The sequence below is a fragment of the Pseudomonas lurida genome (assembly GCF_013522705.1).
Classification (GTDB): domain Bacteria; phylum Pseudomonadota; class Gammaproteobacteria; order Pseudomonadales; family Pseudomonadaceae; genus Aquipseudomonas; species Aquipseudomonas quebecensis.
Genome location: NZ_JAAMRE010000029.1, coordinates 1 through 15654, shown reverse-complemented (window position 1 = coordinate 15654; position 15654 = coordinate 1). Strand labels below are relative to the sequence as shown.

The 15654-nt window shown below is 57.6% G+C and carries 10 protein-coding genes and 1 tRNA gene; 2 read left to right on the top strand and 9 right to left on the bottom strand.

The window, feature by feature from the left end; all coding sequences use genetic code 11:
* Positions 1-42: 42 nt before the first annotated feature.
* Both G7025_RS20895 and G7025_RS20890 read right to left on the bottom strand, forming a co-directional pair.
* The gene (locus G7025_RS20895) at positions 43-306 is read right to left on the bottom strand and encodes a bacteriocin immunity protein (protein WP_181080993.1); all 264 of its coding nucleotides are present in this window, start codon (positions 304-306) and stop codon (positions 43-45) included.
* On the bottom strand, positions 306-2423 hold the full coding sequence (locus G7025_RS20890; protein ID WP_181080992.1) for an S-type pyocin domain-containing protein: 2118 nt from the start codon (positions 2421-2423) through the stop codon (positions 306-308). Before G7025_RS20890 ends, G7025_RS20895 begins: the two co-directional genes overlap by 1 nt.
* Before the next feature lie 321 nt (positions 2424-2744).
* Here G7025_RS20890 and G7025_RS20885 point away from each other — a divergent pair, with 321 nt between their 5' ends.
* Entirely contained in the window at positions 2745-3512 is a 768-nt protein-coding gene (locus tag G7025_RS20885) for a DNA adenine methylase (protein ID WP_181080991.1), read from the top strand.
* 72 nt (positions 3513-3584) lie between these two features.
* On the opposite strand, the gene G7025_RS20880 is transcribed toward G7025_RS20885, so the two are convergent.
* The 7 genes from G7025_RS20880 to G7025_RS20850 form a co-directional block, all read right to left on the bottom strand.
* Positions 3585-4103 carry a GNAT family N-acetyltransferase gene (locus tag G7025_RS20880; protein WP_181080990.1) on the bottom strand — a complete coding sequence of 173 codons (519 nt, stop codon included), beginning with the start codon at positions 4101-4103 and terminating at the stop codon, positions 3585-3587.
* Positions 4061-4369 (bottom strand): type II toxin-antitoxin system TacA family antitoxin, encoded by a 309-nt coding sequence (locus tag G7025_RS20875; RefSeq protein WP_181080989.1) that lies wholly within the window; start codon positions 4367-4369, stop codon positions 4061-4063. Before G7025_RS20875 ends, G7025_RS20880 begins: the two co-directional genes overlap by 43 nt.
* A gap of 332 nt (positions 4370-4701) precedes the next feature.
* Positions 4702-5190 (bottom strand): hypothetical protein, encoded by a 489-nt coding sequence (locus G7025_RS20870; RefSeq protein WP_181080988.1) that lies wholly within the window; start codon positions 5188-5190, stop codon positions 4702-4704.
* Between the two features lie 22 nt (positions 5191-5212).
* Positions 5213-5288, bottom strand: a tRNA-Thr gene (locus G7025_RS20865).
* A 122-nt stretch (positions 5289-5410) separates the two neighbouring features.
* Positions 5411-6787, bottom strand: coding sequence for an HlyD family type I secretion periplasmic adaptor subunit (locus G7025_RS20860; protein ID WP_253509984.1), 1377 nt, complete (start codon positions 6785-6787; stop codon positions 5411-5413).
* Entirely contained in the window at positions 6777-8930 is a 2154-nt protein-coding gene (locus tag G7025_RS20855) for a type I secretion system permease/ATPase (RefSeq protein WP_181080987.1), read from the bottom strand. The genes G7025_RS20860 and G7025_RS20855 overlap by 11 nt, the downstream gene beginning before the upstream one ends.
* A 46-nt stretch (positions 8931-8976) precedes the next feature.
* A complete protein-coding gene (locus G7025_RS20850) occupies positions 8977-10329 on the bottom strand; it encodes a TolC family outer membrane protein (protein ID WP_181080986.1) in 1353 nt (450 codons plus the stop codon).
* 347 nt (positions 10330-10676) lie between these two features.
* On the opposite strand from G7025_RS20850, the gene G7025_RS20845 reads away from it, so the two are divergent.
* Positions 10677-15654: retention module-containing protein (locus G7025_RS20845; protein WP_181080985.1), on the top strand; the 4978-nt coding region annotated here is incomplete at its 3' end.

Sequence of the window (15654 nt, the reverse complement as noted above, 5' to 3'; positions counted from 1 at the left end):
CCCAGTCGCCTTTTTTTGGCGACTAGGCTTGGTTAGCTTTGATTAAGCTGTTTTGAAGCCTGGCTTGCCATTGGCGGCCCGCCATTCTTTAACCTTATTAGTTATTGCCTCGGGCGTGCTTTCTGCGTCCGTCGCTGCATAATAAATAAGGTCTGTGCTTTCAGGATGTTCGGTGATTCTTTCGAAATGCTCCAAAAGTATATCTAGCTGATCATCGGTCTTGGCGGTATTTTCTTTAAATATCTCCTTCATGAACTCCAAAAACTCAGCTTCTGTATATTCTGAAATACTGCTTTTAAGTTCCATTATTTTACTTCCTTATGGATATCTATGTGACGCTTAGGTGTCAAAACACGAATGTTTTCGATATTGTAAATATCTCCGCCTTTCGCAACTTCGTCAATATGATGAAGTTCAAAAGATGATCGTTTACCCACAGCATCAGCTTTTCTGGACTTTGCAGCTTTACCAGTGATCATGCGGTCTCTGTTTGTCAAAATAAATTGTTTCGCAAGTTCTGGGTCACTAGCTACGGCTTTCCAGAAGGTTTCTCGAAACTCTCTGAAGTTCTTAAATTCCTTCCCTCTAAGTTGATCGGCAATCTGCGACGGGATGGGTGCACCCTCACCTTGTGATGCAGCGCCTAACCAAGTCCCCGACACAGGTTGGCCAACACCTGTCGCCACGCCTGGATCCTCTCGCCGGTCCCTGAACATCACATAGATTGGAGGCAGACCCGAGTCTGCCGGGAACACGGTGACGAAGTCATCAAAACCAGCGTCTGCAACCCCTGGGAAAGTGTCAATCCTTCCTTCAACCGGCGTTACACTAGCTCCAGTGTAGACCGGTGGAGCAGGTTGTTCGGCAGGTAGGGTGGTCGAGCTGTTACCAGGGTCGACAATCGGTGTCCAAGTCAAAGTCCTTGGTGGGGCGTCTCCTGTCGTCACACTGTACAGGTTCTGTTCGGCGTTATAAGTAGCAGCCACCACCCTGACTTTCGAAGGAATCGTCACACCATCAGTCTTTACCACAATGACTTCTGACTGCCCATCTGCAGCTGTTTTCGAGCTAAGCCGAACAGGCAAATCAACGGTACCGCCGGCGGCGGCAATGGCTGGCAAATCTTGGCTTAGCTCAGGGGTAAGATCCGACACAGGGGTACTAAACGTATAACGTTCAGGCAACTCCCCATTAGCCAGTTTGGGCGAATAGATTAAAGCAGAAACCCCAACCAGAAGACCTGAGGCGGTGCCAGCTGCCAAACTGGTCAAGGCGGCAATTGCAGAGCGGATAGCTGTTTGCAAGGTCACTGCCGCCGCTTCAATGACAGCTATGGTTCCCGCCGAGGTTATAACAAACGGTGCAGCCGCTGACGCTGGGCCTGGAGCACGAAACGTATTGGCAACGCGAATAGCCTCTGCAGCTAAGCGGGCTTGCTCAGCTGCTTCGGCGGCGATCCTGGCTGCCTCCGCTGCTGCCGCTTCATCCGCGATCCGCTTAGCTTCAGCCTCTGCCGCGACTCTCGCCGCTTCAGCAGCGGCAGCCTCATCAGCCACGCGTTTTGCTTCAATCTCAGCGGCGATTCTGGCGGCTTCAGCGGCTGCCGCTTCATCGGCAATGCGCTTGGCCTCGGCCTCAGCAGCGACCCTGGCTGCCTCAACTGCAGCCGCTTCATCGGCAACACGCTTGGCTTCGACCTCAGCGGCGATTCTGGCGGCTTCAGCGGCTGCCGCTTCATCGGCAATGCGCTTGGCTTCGGCCTCCGCCGCGAGACGTACGTCTTCTGCTGCCTGGGCCGTAGCAACATTCTGGGTCAGTAATGCGGACTTTTCTGTAAGAATTCGTATTTTTTCCTCAAGTATTTTTGCTGAATACGCCGCCGTAGCTGACGCCTCCCAGTTTTTATAAGTATCAAGGGGCCTGTTTGGGTTTTTAGGTGATTGAAAGATATTTGCAAAATAAACCGCACTTTTTTTCATCTCAACCGCGAGCACATTTCTACCAAAAAAAGCGGTAGCAGCTGCGTTAGCGGTAGCCAATTCTGCGGTGTTCTGCGCAATCAGGCCGTCTACAACGGATTTCTCCTTGTTGGCCTTCTCAAGTTCGGAGAGAGGGTTAGGTCCTACACCTGCCGCGATCTCTGCTTCAACATCAGCCGGCAATTGGGGCAAGTAGGCCGTATAGGATTGCTCCATACTTCGTTGAGCGCTAGCGACGGTTACAATCACAGACATTGTGTACCGATCGCTCGTAATTCGTTCCTGATTGAAAAATGCATAAACTTCAGGGCCAGAAGCGAACTTGCCGTCCCATGGCAGTGGTTTAGCAATGACCCCACCCCCTGGCAGAGGCCCTGGTGGATTGGGCAATGGTGGATCAGGGGTCACGATAATGGGAGGCAGAGTAATATCTGGTGGTGACATGTGTTTCTCCTTGATGTTTAGTTCCCTTAAGAATGCCTTCCAGTGGCTATCGATAGCGTGGGCAAGCAAACACTTGATGTGCAAACAGAATGTTCGCGAAACCACTGTACATAAACACAGCTATCGCACCAAGCCAAAATATGCACAAATGCATAAGTATTGGACGGACGGTATTGATTTCGATTGGCCATCACTCGAAACCAAACGAGCCCCACGATCAAGCTTTTACTGAAGTTATGCTATACAACGCGGCTTGATCAGCTGTGGACGATCAGCTGCAAATAAATACCCACCACGAAAACCCATTGCAAAGGATTGCAAATGACAAACCCAATCGTTCCATGGATGGGCGGCAAGCGCCGGCTATCAAAACGCCTGTTGGCGCTGTTCCCTGATCACGAGTGCTACGTCGAAGTGTTCGCCGGCGGAGCGGCGCAGTATTTCAAGCGGGAGGAGCCGGCAAAAGTTGAGGTTCTTAACGACCTCAATGGCGACTTGGTGAATCTCTATCGAGTCGTGCAGCACCACCTGGAAGAGTTCGTGCGCCAGTTCAAGTGGGCGCTCAGCTCGCGGCAGATATTCGAGTGGCAGAAATTGGCAGTACCGGAAACACTCACGGACATCCAGAAGGCAGCCAGGTTCTTCTATCTCCAGCACCACGCGTTTGGGGCCAAGGCCACGGGGCAAACATTCGGCACTGCCACCACCGGCCGGCCTATCAATCTGTTGCGGATCGAGGAAAACCTGTCGCAAGCCTGGCAGCGCCTGTCAGGCACGTACGTCGAGAACCTTCCGTGGCTGAAGTGCGCCCAAAAGTACGATCGGCCCCACACCTTTCACTATATGGACCCTCCCTACTGGAAAACAGAGGGTTACGGCGTCGAGTTTGACTTTGATCAGTACGAACTTATGGCGGAGTTCATGCGCGCCTGCGAAGGCAAGGTGATGGTAAGCATCAATGATCACCCGGATATCCGCCTGGTTTTTGAAGGGTTCCGCATGGAGGTGATGGATATCCGATATAGCACGGCCAACCCACGGAAGGGTGTGTCCGAAAAAACAGGCGAGCTGGCGATCATGAACTGGTAGCGGTCGCTATCAACGCAGTGGCGTATCTGGCCGCAGATGCCTGCGGCCAGGGTGCTGTCTGAAAATGAAGAGTCAGACGAGAGGGAGCATCATCGCTATCGGTGATAGCTGGGGACTACGAAGGAACCCAGCCTTTTCGTAGAGCCCCACGAGCTGCTCATTCAGCGGGTGCACAACGAGTGCGGTTGACGCGACCGCTTCAGATGCGGCGAGAGATCGCAACACGGCATCTTGAATGAGATCCAGCGACAAGCCTTGGCCTTGGAGCGTCTTACAAACTCCCATGCGGCCCAGAATGGTAATGGGGTGCTGGTCTGGGGAGTTGCGCTGTGCCTTCCTGGGAACAACGTCTGCCCGCATTATGGTCCCGTTCGAGAGCGTGTAATAACCCACGACCACGTTGGAGCCTTTCAGGCAGGTGACAAGAACGGTAGCGGTCTTGGCCAGCTGGGCCTTGATTGCCTTTTTCTTCAAAAACTCATTTATCGAGTCTTCGCCACAGTCGAACTGGTCGACATTGTGGTGCTCATTAAGCTTCTCCGGCTGGCTTAGCTCCAGCGGGTCGGCCTGTTCAACAATTTCTGTAGCCATGTGTTACTCCTTACGGGATTGTTCTGTAAGGCTTGCTCAAAGGCGTCGAAATCATTGTCGGCAAGGATGAACAGACGTTGATCCAGGATTACTTCCTCTGCTTTTTTACAAGCAGCGTCCAGGATAAAGCTGGTCCGATCGCTTCCCGACATGGCTGCGGCCACATCGATCAAGTCTCGTTTTTTAAAATCGACCCTCATGTTGATAGGGACGGGTTTGGTTTTATCTGGGGTAGCTGATAGAGACGGCATGCTATGTGTAGTCATGATTTAGTCCTGTTTAACCTGTGAAGTCGTGGGTGTACCTCCCGCGTTTATTGAGTGGTGAATCGGCTGGTCTGAAGATTCATGGTGCATTCCTCTAATGGGATAGTGGTGCCGCGGGTGTTAAGCGCAGCGCACGGGCGTGTGTCCGACCCGTGAAGCGGATAATAGCCGCTTGTATAGCAATTGTCTACATGTGAAGCAGTTAGCTATACAAAGATGGAGGGTGCGGTAAACCTTGAGTTGCGCTGACGAACAGGCACGAGGGATCACCGAACGCTAGTTCGGTGTGGAAGGCGGGGTGAGGTGGGAGGAGAAGGAGCGACAGTGGTCGCTCAGTAGCGAGGGCCCTGAGACGGTCTTGGCTTCAAGTCCAGCGACAAATGATCATTCTGTTTACGGATCAACCTGGCCAGATATTCCAACCAATCCGCGATGGCATCTGCCGCAGCTGGGCGGTCCTCTGGCACCCATGACAACAGGTGTGCTTCTAGCAACTCCTGAAAGTCCAGGTCTTCCACTGCTTCATGTATGAGGCCGACCAGAGGGGAGTGGTCTGGAAGACCCGACTCGATGGCCGCGTCCACAAGGTCCATTGTATCAAGCGAAATGAAAGGACGAACGCCGTCTTCTGCTTCACTCTCGTCAGGAACTTCAAACGTCACTTTGATCTTTCCGGAGAGCATCGTCGTCACTTTCCTGTCCCTGACCGCATGTCGGGAAATGGCTGTGGATAAATGGTCGAAAGCATAGCGGGTTGAATGCGGCCCGTTGCCTAATGTACGTGTGATTGTACGTATTGCAGAAACAACAAGGGCCTGCATCGCTGCAAGCCCTTGTTTTGTATGGTGCCGGCACCAGGAGTCGAACCCGGGACCTACTGATTACAAGTCAGTTGCTCTACCAACTGAGCTATACCGGCGTGTTAGGGCGACGATTATAGCGACTGCCGAGGTTCTGTAAACCCCTGAAATCTGACTATTTTTGCGAAAACCCAAGTTTTCGCACATCTCCCTGCATTTCCCTTCACTGCTCGTGAAAATATCAGCGCTCGTGCAATGCCTCTGCCCGCGATTTGATGATCGGCTTGAGCAGGTAGCTCAGGATGCTTTTCTTGCCGGTGATGATGTCTACCGACGCTACCATGCCCGGGATGATCAGCAGCGGCTTCTCATCGGTGCCCAAGTGGCTGCGGTCGGTGCGCAGTTTGATGACGTAGAAGGTGTTCTTCTTTTCTTCGTCCATCACGGTGTCGGCGCCGATGGTTTCGAGTTTGCCTTTGAGCCCGCCGTAGATGGTGTAGTCATAGGCGGTGAATTTGATCACGGCTTCCTGGCCAGGATGCAGGAAGGCGATGTCTTGCGGACGGATTCGCGCTTCCACCAGCAGCGTGTCGTCCAGCGGCACCACTTCGGCGATGTCGCTGCCGGGCTGGATCACGCCGCCGACGGTGTTGACCAGCATCTGCTTGACGATACCGCGCACCGGGGAGGTGACCATGGTGCGGCTGACGCGGTCTTCCAGGCCCTTTGAGGTGGCCTGGGCCTTGCTCAGGTTGGTGCGGGCTTCGTTCAATTGGGCCAGGGCTTCGCTGCGGAATTTGCCGCGGGTTTCGTCGATTTTGCGCTGCACTTCGTTGATCGCCGCCTGGGCGCGCGGGATCGCCAGGGTGGTGCCGTCGAGCATGCCTCGGGTTTCCACCTCGGAGCGCTTGAGGCGCAGTACTTCTACCGGCGATATCGCGCCTTGCTGGACCAGCGGTTCGGACATGCCGATCTCCTGGCGCAGCAGGCCCAGGCTGTTACGGTACTGCTCCTGCTTGGAGCTGAATTCACGCAACTCCTGCTGACGTTGCAGCAACTGTTGTTGCAACCCGCCAATCTCGTCCGCCAGTTGCTGGCGTCGGCTCAGGTACAGCGACTCTTCGTTCGAGGCCTGGTTCGGCGCGGTCTTGCGCGCGTTATCGGAGATATTCAGCGGGCGGTTGTCGACTTCCGCGCTCAGGCGTTCGACGCGCAGTTCCATGGCCACGCGGTCGGCTTCGGTTTCGCCGACGTTGGAGGCAAATCGCGTGTCGTCCAGGCGCACCAGCGGCGCGCCGGCTTCGACAATCTGGCCTTCGTGCACATAGATCTGCGCGACGATGCCGCCTTCCAGGTTCTGAATTTTCTGAATGCGCGAGGAGGGGATCGCTTTGCCTTCGCCCTTGGTTACCTCGTCGATAATCGCGAAGTGCGCCCACAACACCAGGAACACGAAGAAGCCGATCACGCCCCAGATGGTCAGGCGTACGATTCGCGGTGCATCGTCCACCAGCGCCTTTTCCACTTCGGGCAATGGCTGGTCGTCGAGGGAGTCGGTGCCTTTGAAGTAATTGAAGATGCCGCGTTTAAAGCGGCCCGAACCGGAGTTAAGCGACACTGATCTGCCCCTTCTTCAGTGCTTCCATCACGGCCGCTTTTGGGCCGTCTGCGAGTATCTGGCCACGGTCGATCACCAGCAGGCGGTCCACCAGGCTCAGCAGCGAAGCACGGTGGGTCACCAGAATCACCGTCTTGTTTTCGATCACCGACTGCAGGCGCTGTTTCAGGCGCTCTTCACCGGTGTTGTCCATGGCGCTGGTCGGTTCGTCCAGCAACAGGATCGGTGGGTTCAACAGCAACGCACGGGCCAGGGCGACGTTCTGGCGCTGACCGCCTGAAAGGTTTTGCCCGCGCTCGCCCACCTGCAGCTCGTAGCCTTGCGGGTGAAGCCTGGCGAATTCATGCACGCCGGCCAACTCTGCCGCTTGCAGCACCATCTCGTCATCCACATAGCGTGCACCGCAGACCAGGTTGTCGCGCAAGGTGCCGGCCAGCAATTGGATGTCCTGGGCCACGTAGCCGATGTTGTGGCGCAACTCGCTGACATCGATCTGGCGAATATCCACGCCATCCACCAGCAGCGAGCCGGAGTCAGGTTGATACAAACCCACCAGCAGTTTGGCCAGGGAGCTTTTGCCCGAGCCGCTGCGGCCGATGATGCCGATTTTTTCACCGGGTTTTACGCTCAGGTTGATACCGCGCAGCGCCAGCGTCTGCTGGTTCGGGTAAGTGAAGTCGACCTCACGGAACGTCATCGCGCCTTGCAGCGTTTTACGGCTGAGGGGGCGCTCTTCGAAGTTGCGTTCCTGCGGCAGCTCCATCATCTGGTCCACCGACACCATCGTCACCTTGGCTTGCTGGTAGCGCGTCAGCAGGCCCGAGAGCTGCGCCAACGGGCCGAGGGCACGGCCGCTGAGCATGTAGCACGCCACCAGGCCGCCCATGCTGAGGGTGCCATCGATGATCTGATACACGCCGAAAATGATCATCGCCACGCCGGCCACTTGCTGGATCAGCAGTGTGATATTCATCGCCAGGCCGGACAGCACTTTGACCCGCAGCTCCAGGCGGCTGAGGGTGCCGATGGTCTGTTCCCACTGGTATTGGCGTTCGCTTTCAGCGTTGTTGACCTTCACCGCATCCAGCCCGGCGAGGGTTTCGATCAGGCTCGACTGGCGTTCTGCACTCAGCGCCATGGTGCGTTCCAGGGTCGCGGTGAGTGGTTTTTGCAGAAAGTGGCCGATACCCAGCGCCAGCGGGAAAGCGACAATGGGGATCCACACCAGATGGCCGCCCAGCAGCGCGATCACCCCAAGGATGATCAGCGTGAAGGGCAGGTCAATGAGGCTGGTGAGGGTCAGCGAAGTCAGGAAATCGCGCATTCCCTGGAATTCATGGATGTTCTGCGCATAGCTGCCGACCCGCGCCGGGCGCATTTTCATCGCCATGCCCACGATGCGCTCGAACAGCGTCGCAGAAATGATCAGGTCGGTTTTCTTGCCCGCAAGGTCCAGGCACAGGCTGCGCATGCTTTTAAGCAGCAGGTCGAACAGGTAAGCGCCACAGATACCGATGGCCAGCACCCATAGGGTGGCGGTGGCCTGGTTCGGCACCACGCGGTCGTACACGTTCATCACGAATAATGGCGCGGCCAGGGCGATCAGGTTGATCACCAGGCTGGCGGCGATAGCGTCGGCATATAACCAACGCGAGCGTTTGAGCGTGTCTTTGAACCAGGAGCGCGCGCGGGGGATCAGCGTGCCGCTGGTAACGTCAAATTTATGTTGCGGCTGGGCGAAGAAAACCCGACCGCTGTAATCTTGACTCAGTGCCTCACGGCTGACCTGGACTTCGCCGCCTTCGCTTTCGCTGAGCAACAAGCGCGCGGTGTCACCTTCCCAGCCCAACAGCACTGCACTGCGGCCTTCCTTCAACAACAGCAACGCCGGCAGTGCAATGGTTGGGATCTGCTCAAGCTTGCGCTGCAGCAAACGCCCCTGCAAACCCGCCCGGGCCGCTGCGCGAGGCAGCAGATCCGGGCCCAGGCGCTGTCCGGCCAGTGGCAGGCCGGTGGTCAGCATCGCCCGGCTGGCGGGCTTGTAATGCAGGGAACAGAGCGTCAGCAACCCGTCCAGCAAGGGGTCGTCATGCTGACTGCGCGGGTCATGGTTGAGTTGCGCCACACCTATTTCAGAATCCAAGCTGACTCTCTCTTAATGCAGTTGAACGGTTCAACTCCGTCAAGAATCAGTTCATCCCTGGCAGGTTCACCTTCGTTTTGACTTCGTTTTGCACAACCGATGCCAGCGGCGCAACGACGCCCTGGCTTCGCAGCAGTTGGCCCATATCCGCTTTGATACGGTATTGCGTGTACAACTGCAGGTTTTTGATCTGCGCCAGGCGCTGCGATGCGGTGAACAGTTCGTTCTCGCTGTCGAGCAAGTCGAGCAGTGTACGCTCACCCAGGCTGAACTGCTGCTGGTATGACGTGCGCACGCGGGTGCTGCGGTCCACGTATTCCTGGGCGATCGGCAATTGCGAGGTGGCGTTGTTGTAGGCGTTCCACGCCAGGCTCAACTCCTGGTTCAACTCACGCAGGGCATTGTTGCGGATATCCAGCGCCTGGGACGCCTGGGAGGCCTTGGACTGCAGGTCGGCCTTGTTGCTGCCGCCCGAGTACAGGTTGAACTGCATGCGCAGCATCGCGGAGTAACCGTTGTCGTGGCCTTCTTCGCCGCCGACATTGTTGTTGGCCGAACGCTGCAGCTCTGCGTCGAAGCGTGGATAGAACGTCGACTTGGCGGATTCGTACTGCTTTTCAGCGGCAGCGATGTCCGATTCGGCCGAGCGCAGCACCGGGCTGCTTTCCACCATCTGCCGGCGTGCCTCATCGAGGCTGGCAGGCATCAGGGCGACGAAGCCCTGCGGCCGTTCCAGTTCATCGGGCTCTTGGCCCACGGCGCTTACATAGTTGGCTTTGGCGTCTTCAAGGTTGGTCTGCTCGGTCAGCAGGTTATTGCGCGCCTGGGCCAGACGGGCTTCGGCCTGGTCCATATCGGCCATCCGGCCGACCCCGCGGCTGGTGCGCAATTTGATCTGGTCGAAGATGCGCTCGTGGCTCTTCAGGTTGTCTTCTGCCAACTGCACCATCTCGCGACGAGTCAGGACATCCAGATAAACCTGGGCAACGGTCAGCGCGGTGCGCTCGGTGGTATTGAGCAGGGCATAACCGCGAGAGTTGGCGGTGGCCTGCTGGCGCCCGACTTCATTCTGCGTCCCGAAACCCTGGAACAGGTTTTGCTGGAGGCGAATGCTCGACTCGCCGCGATTCAGGGTTTTCCAGTCATGGCTGTTGCTGGCGGCGCGGGTCGACGTGTTGTCGGAGCTTTCACGGCCATAACCGCCCAGCAAATCGATTTTAGGCAGGTAACCGCCCTGGGCTGCCCGGACCTGATAGTCGGCAGCGATACGTGCGTTGACGGCGGCCTGAATCTCCGGGTGAACATCCACAGCCTTCTGCATGGCTTCTTGCAGTGTTTGAGCCTGTACGAAACTTGCCGCGAGAACAAACGGCACAGCTGTGAATAAGTGCAAACGCATTCTGATTTTTCCCCGGGGATTGGTTGCCTGAAAGCCGCAACAAACTTGAAATATTGCATGGGAGTGGCAACTCGAAATGCCCGTTTTTATTGGGCGCCGGAGGGCGCAAACAGAAAGTCGCGAAGCCGCTTAAATATCAATGTGACATTACCGGGCGGATTGTTTAGGATGACGCCCAATAGGTCAATACCTTGACGGAAAAGTAATTTTTCTGGCGCGCCATCAAAAAATTGACGCCAGTAAGTTTTCGAAGAAATTAAGTACTCCAGCTTATTGAATCGGCACCAGCGACAGGGCCGGTCTCCTGGGTGGATACCCCCTGAATGGCAATACACGGAGAGTCTTTTATGAGCAGCGTTGCGGTCGTCAAAAGCATTGTCGGTCAAGTGTTCGCAGTATCCCCAGAAGGGATCCGCCGCCTGCTGGTAGAAGGTGATCGTCTGTTCGCCGGCGAGCTGGTCGACACTGGCCCGGCGGGCGCCGTTTCGCTGGAACTGACCGATGGCCGCGTCATTGACCTGGGCCGCGACACCCAGTGGAGCGCCAATGCACCTGACTCGACCACCGACCTCAGCGCCGCCACCGCTCAAGCAGCACCGTCCGTCGCCGAACTGCAGCAAGCCATCGCCGCCGGCGCTGACCCGACCCAGGATCTTGAAGCCACCGCGGCAGGCCCGACCGCAGCCGGTGCAGACGGCGCCGTCGGCGGCGGCCATAGCTTTGTCGTGCTGGAAGCGACGGCCGGTGTGGTCGACCCAACCATCGGTTATCCGACCAACGGTTTAAATGCTGCAGATGCGGCGGCTAACACCCTGACCGGTGCTGATAACAACGGCGTCGACCCGCGCAACGTCACCATTACCCTGACCGCCACGCCGACCATCACCGAAGCCGGTGGCGTAGTGGTTTACACCGTGTTCGTCACTCAGGCCCCCACCAGTGACCTGACCGTCACGCTGTCCAATGGCCTCGCTGTGGTAGTCGCGGCCGGCCAGACCTCGGGCGCCCTGAACGTCACCTTCGCCGGCAATGACACGCCTTACCTGGATGCCTCGTCGATCTCGGCCACCATCGCCGGCACCTCCGGCGGCGGCAACCTGATCATCACCACCGACCCGACGCCGGCCGTCACTCAGGTCAATGACACCATCGACACCACCACCGTTACGCTCACCGCGACGGCTTCGGTGGATGAAGGTGGCAAAATCGTCTACACCGCCACCGTGAACAACGCCGCGCAGACCGACGTCACCATCACGCTGTCCAACAACACCACCATCACCATCGAAGCCGGCAAGACCACCGGCACCGTGAGCGTCGATACCCCAGCCAATCTGGCTGATGGCAAAGACCTTAGTGTCAGCGCGACCATCACCAGTGCGACGGGCGGCAATTACGAAAACCTGGCAATCAACCCGCAGGCAGCCACCACCACCGTTAACGCGGTGGATGACCCAAGTGTTTTGCAGGCGGATAGCAGCACCATTGCCGAAGATGGCGTTGCCACCGGCAACGTGCTGACAAACGACAGCGATATCGACAATGTTTTGTCGGTCGCTACGTTCAACGTCGGCGGTGCGACGTTCATCGCCGGTCAAACGGCTGTCATTGCTGGCGTCGGCTCCATCACCATCGCGGCTGATGGCGCTTACACGTTCACGCCGGTCAAGGACTTCAACGGCGACGTGCCGCAGATTGGCTACACCACCAATACTGGCTCGAGCAGCACGCTGGTGGTCAAGGTCGACGCAGTGGACGATCCGAGTGTCCTGCAAGCGGACAACGGCAGTGCACGGGAAGACGGCGTTGCTACCGGCAATGTACTTGCCAATGACGTCGATGTGGACAACGTGCTGAGCGTTGCCACGTTTAATGTCAACGGCACCACTTACACTGCGGGCCAGACGGCCGTTATCGCGGGCGTTGGCTCGATCACCATTGGTGCTGATGGCGCTTACGCCTTTACGCCGGTTAAAGACTTCAACGGTGATGTGCCGCAGATTGGCTACACCACCAACACTGGTTCCAGCAGTACCTTGGACGTAAAGATCGACCCGGTCGACGACGCCAGCGTCCTTCAGGCCGACACCGGCAGCGCGAAAGAAGACACCGTTGCCACTGGCAATGTGCTGACCAACGACAGCGACGTGGATAACGTGCTGACCGTTGCCTCCTTCAATGTGGGTGGGACCACTTACACCGCCGGCCAAACCGCCATCATCACGGGTGTGGGTTCGATCACCATCGGTGCCGACGGCGCTTACGCCTTCACCCCAGTCAAAGACTTCAATGGTGATGTGCCGCAAATCGGCTACACCACCAACACCGGTTCCAGCAGCACCCTGGACGTGAAGATCGACCCGGTCGACGACGCCAGCGTTTTGCAGGCTGACACCGGCAGCGCCAAGGAAGACACGGTTGCTACCGGCAACGTGCTGACCAATGACAGCGACGTCGATAACGTCCTGACCGTTGCCTCCTTCAATGTGGGTGGGACCACCTACACCGCCGGCCAAACCGCCGTCATTGCTGGTGTGGGTTCGATCACCATCGGTGCCGACGGCGCTTACGCCTTCACCCCTGTCAAAGATTTCAACGGTGATGTGCCGCAAATCGGCTACACCACCAACACCGGTTCCAGCAGCACCCTCGACGTGAAGATCGACCCGGTCGACGATGCCAGCGTCTTGCAAACCGACACCGGCAGCGCGAAAGAAGACACCGTTGCCACCGGCAACGTGCTGACCAACGACAGCGACGTCGATAACGTCCTGACCGTTGCCAGCTTCAATGTGGGTGGGACTACTTACGCCGCTGGCCAGACGGCCATGATTGCAGGCGTGGGTTCTATCACCATCGCTACCGACGGTGCTTACGCTTTCACGCCGGTTAAAGACTTCAACGGCGATGTGCCGCAAATCGGCTACACCACCAACACCGGCTCCAGCAGCACCTTGGACGTGAAGATCGACCCTGTCGACGACGCCAGCGTCTTGCAAGCCGACACCGGCAGCGCGAAAGAAGACACCGTCGCCACCGGCAATGTGCTGACCAATGACAGCGACGTGGATAACGTCCTGACCGTCGCCAGCTTCACCGTCAACGGCACTAACTACCAAGCGGGCCAGACCGCTGTTATTGCTGGCGTGGGTTCGATCACCATCGGCACCGACGGCGCTTACGCCTTCACCCCAGTCAAAGACTTCAACGGCGACGTCCCACAAATCGGCTACACCACCAACACCGGCTCCAGCAGCACCCTGGACGTGAAGATCGACCCGGTTGACGACGCCAGTGTCCTGCAGGCCGATACCGGCAGCGCCAAGGAAGACACCCTCGCCACCGGCAATGTGCTGACCAACGACAGCGACGTGGATAACGTCCTGACCGTCGCCAGCTTCACCGTCAACGGCACTAACTACCAAGCAGGCCAAACCGCTGTTATTGCTGGTGTGGGCACAATCACCATCGGCACCGACGGTGCTTACGCCTTTACGCCGGTTAAAGACTTCAATGGTGATGTGCCGCAAATCGGCTACACCACCAACACTGGTTCCAGCAGTACCTTGGACGTGAAGATCGACCCGGTCGACGACGCCAGCGTCTTGCAAGCCGATACCGGCAGCGCCAAGGAAGACACGGTTGCTACCGGCAACGTGCTGACCAATGACAGCGACGTGGACAACGTCCTGACCGTTGCCAGCTTCACCGTCAACGGCACTAACTATCAAGCGGGCCAGACCGCTGTTATTGCTGGCGTGGGTTCGATCACCATCGGCACCGACGGCGCTTACGCCTTCACCCCAGACAAAGACTTCAACGGCGACGTCCCACAAATCGGCTACACCACCAACACCGGTTCCAGCAGCACCCTGGACGTGAAGATCGACCCGGTTGACGACGCCAGTGTCCTGCAGGCCGATACCGGCAGCGCCAAGGAAGACACCCTCGCCACCGGCAATGTGCTAACCAACGACAGCGACGTCGATAACGTCCTGACCGTTGCCAGCTTTAATGTGGGTGGGACTACTTACGCCGCTGGCCAGACGGCCATCATTGCAGGCGTGGGTTCTATCACCATCGGTACCGACGGTGCTTACGCCTTCACCCCGGTTAAAGACTTCAACGGCGACGTCCCACAAATCGGCTACACCACCAACACCGGCTCCAGCAGCACCCTGGACGTGAAGATCGACCCTGTCGACGATGCCAGCGTCTTGCAGGCTGACACTGGTAGTGCCAAGGAAGACACGGTTGCTACCGGCAACGTGCTGACCAACGACAGCGACGTGGACAACGTCCTGACCGTCGCCAGCTTCACCGTCAACGGCGCGAGTTATGTTGCCGGCCAAACCGCCGTCATTGCAGGCGTGGGCTCGATCACCATCGGCACCGACGGCGCTTACGCCTTCACCCCGGTTAAAGACTTCAACGGTGATGTACCGCAAATCGGCTACACCACTAACACCGGTTCCAGCAGTACCTTGGACGTGAAGATCGACCCGGTCGACGACGCCAGCGTTTTGCAAGCCGACACCGGCAGCGCCAAGGAAGACACCGTCGCCATCGGCAATGTGCTGACCAACGACAGCGACGTCGATAACGTCCTGACCGTCGCCAGCTTCACCGTCAACGGCACTAACTACCAAGCGGGCCAAACCGCCGTCATCTCGGGCGTTGGCTCGATCACCATCGGCACCGACGGCGCTTACGCTTTCACGCCGGTTAAAGACTTCAATGGTGATGTGCCGCAAATCGGCTACACCACCAACACCGGCTCCAGCAGCACCCTTGACGTGAAGATCGACCCTGTCGACGATGCCAGCGTCTTGCAGGCTGACACTGGTAGTGCCAAGGAAGACACGGTTGCTACCGGCAACGTGCTGACCAATGACAGCGATGTGGACAATGTCCTGACCGTTGCCAGCTTCACCGTCAACGGCGCGAGTTATGTTGCCGGTCAAACCGCCGTCATCGCGGGCGTTGGCTCGATCACCATCGGCACCGACGGTGCTTACGTCTTCACGCCGGTTAAAGACTTCAATGGTGATGTGCCGCAAATCGGCTACACCACCAACACCGGCTCCAGCAGCACCCTCGACGTGAAGATCGACCCTGTCGACGATGCCAGCGTCTTGCAGGCTGACACTGGTAGTGCCAAGGAAGACACGGTTGCTACCGGCAACGTGCTGACCAATGACAGCGATGTGGACAATGTCCTGACCGTTGCCAGCTTCACCGTCAACGGCGCGAGTTATGTTGCCGGTCAAACCGCCGTCATCGCGGGCGTTGGCTCGATCACCATCGGCACCGACGGTGCTTACG

Excerpts from the sequence above, each read along its gene's own strand:
- G7025_RS20895 (WP_181080993.1), bottom strand. The coding sequence starts at position 306 with ATGGAACTTAAAAGCAGTATTTCAGAATATACAGAAGCTGAGTTTTTG.
- G7025_RS20890 (WP_181080992.1), bottom strand. The coding sequence starts at position 2,423 with ATGTCACCACCAGATATTACTCTGCCTCCCATTATCGTGACCCCTGAT.
- G7025_RS20885 (WP_181080991.1), top strand. The coding sequence starts at position 2,745 with ATGACAAACCCAATCGTTCCATGGATGGGCGGCAAGCGCCGGCTATCA.
- G7025_RS20880 (WP_181080990.1), bottom strand. The coding sequence starts at position 4,103 with ATGGCTACAGAAATTGTTGAACAGGCCGACCCGCTGGAGCTAAGCCAG.
- G7025_RS20875 (WP_181080989.1), bottom strand. The coding sequence starts at position 4,369 with ATGACTACACATAGCATGCCGTCTCTATCAGCTACCCCAGATAAAACC.
- G7025_RS20870 (WP_181080988.1), bottom strand. The coding sequence starts at position 5,190 with ATGCAGGCCCTTGTTGTTTCTGCAATACGTACAATCACACGTACATTA.
- G7025_RS20850 (WP_181080986.1), bottom strand. The coding sequence starts at position 10,329 with ATGCGTTTGCACTTATTCACAGCTGTGCCGTTTGTTCTCGCGGCAAGT.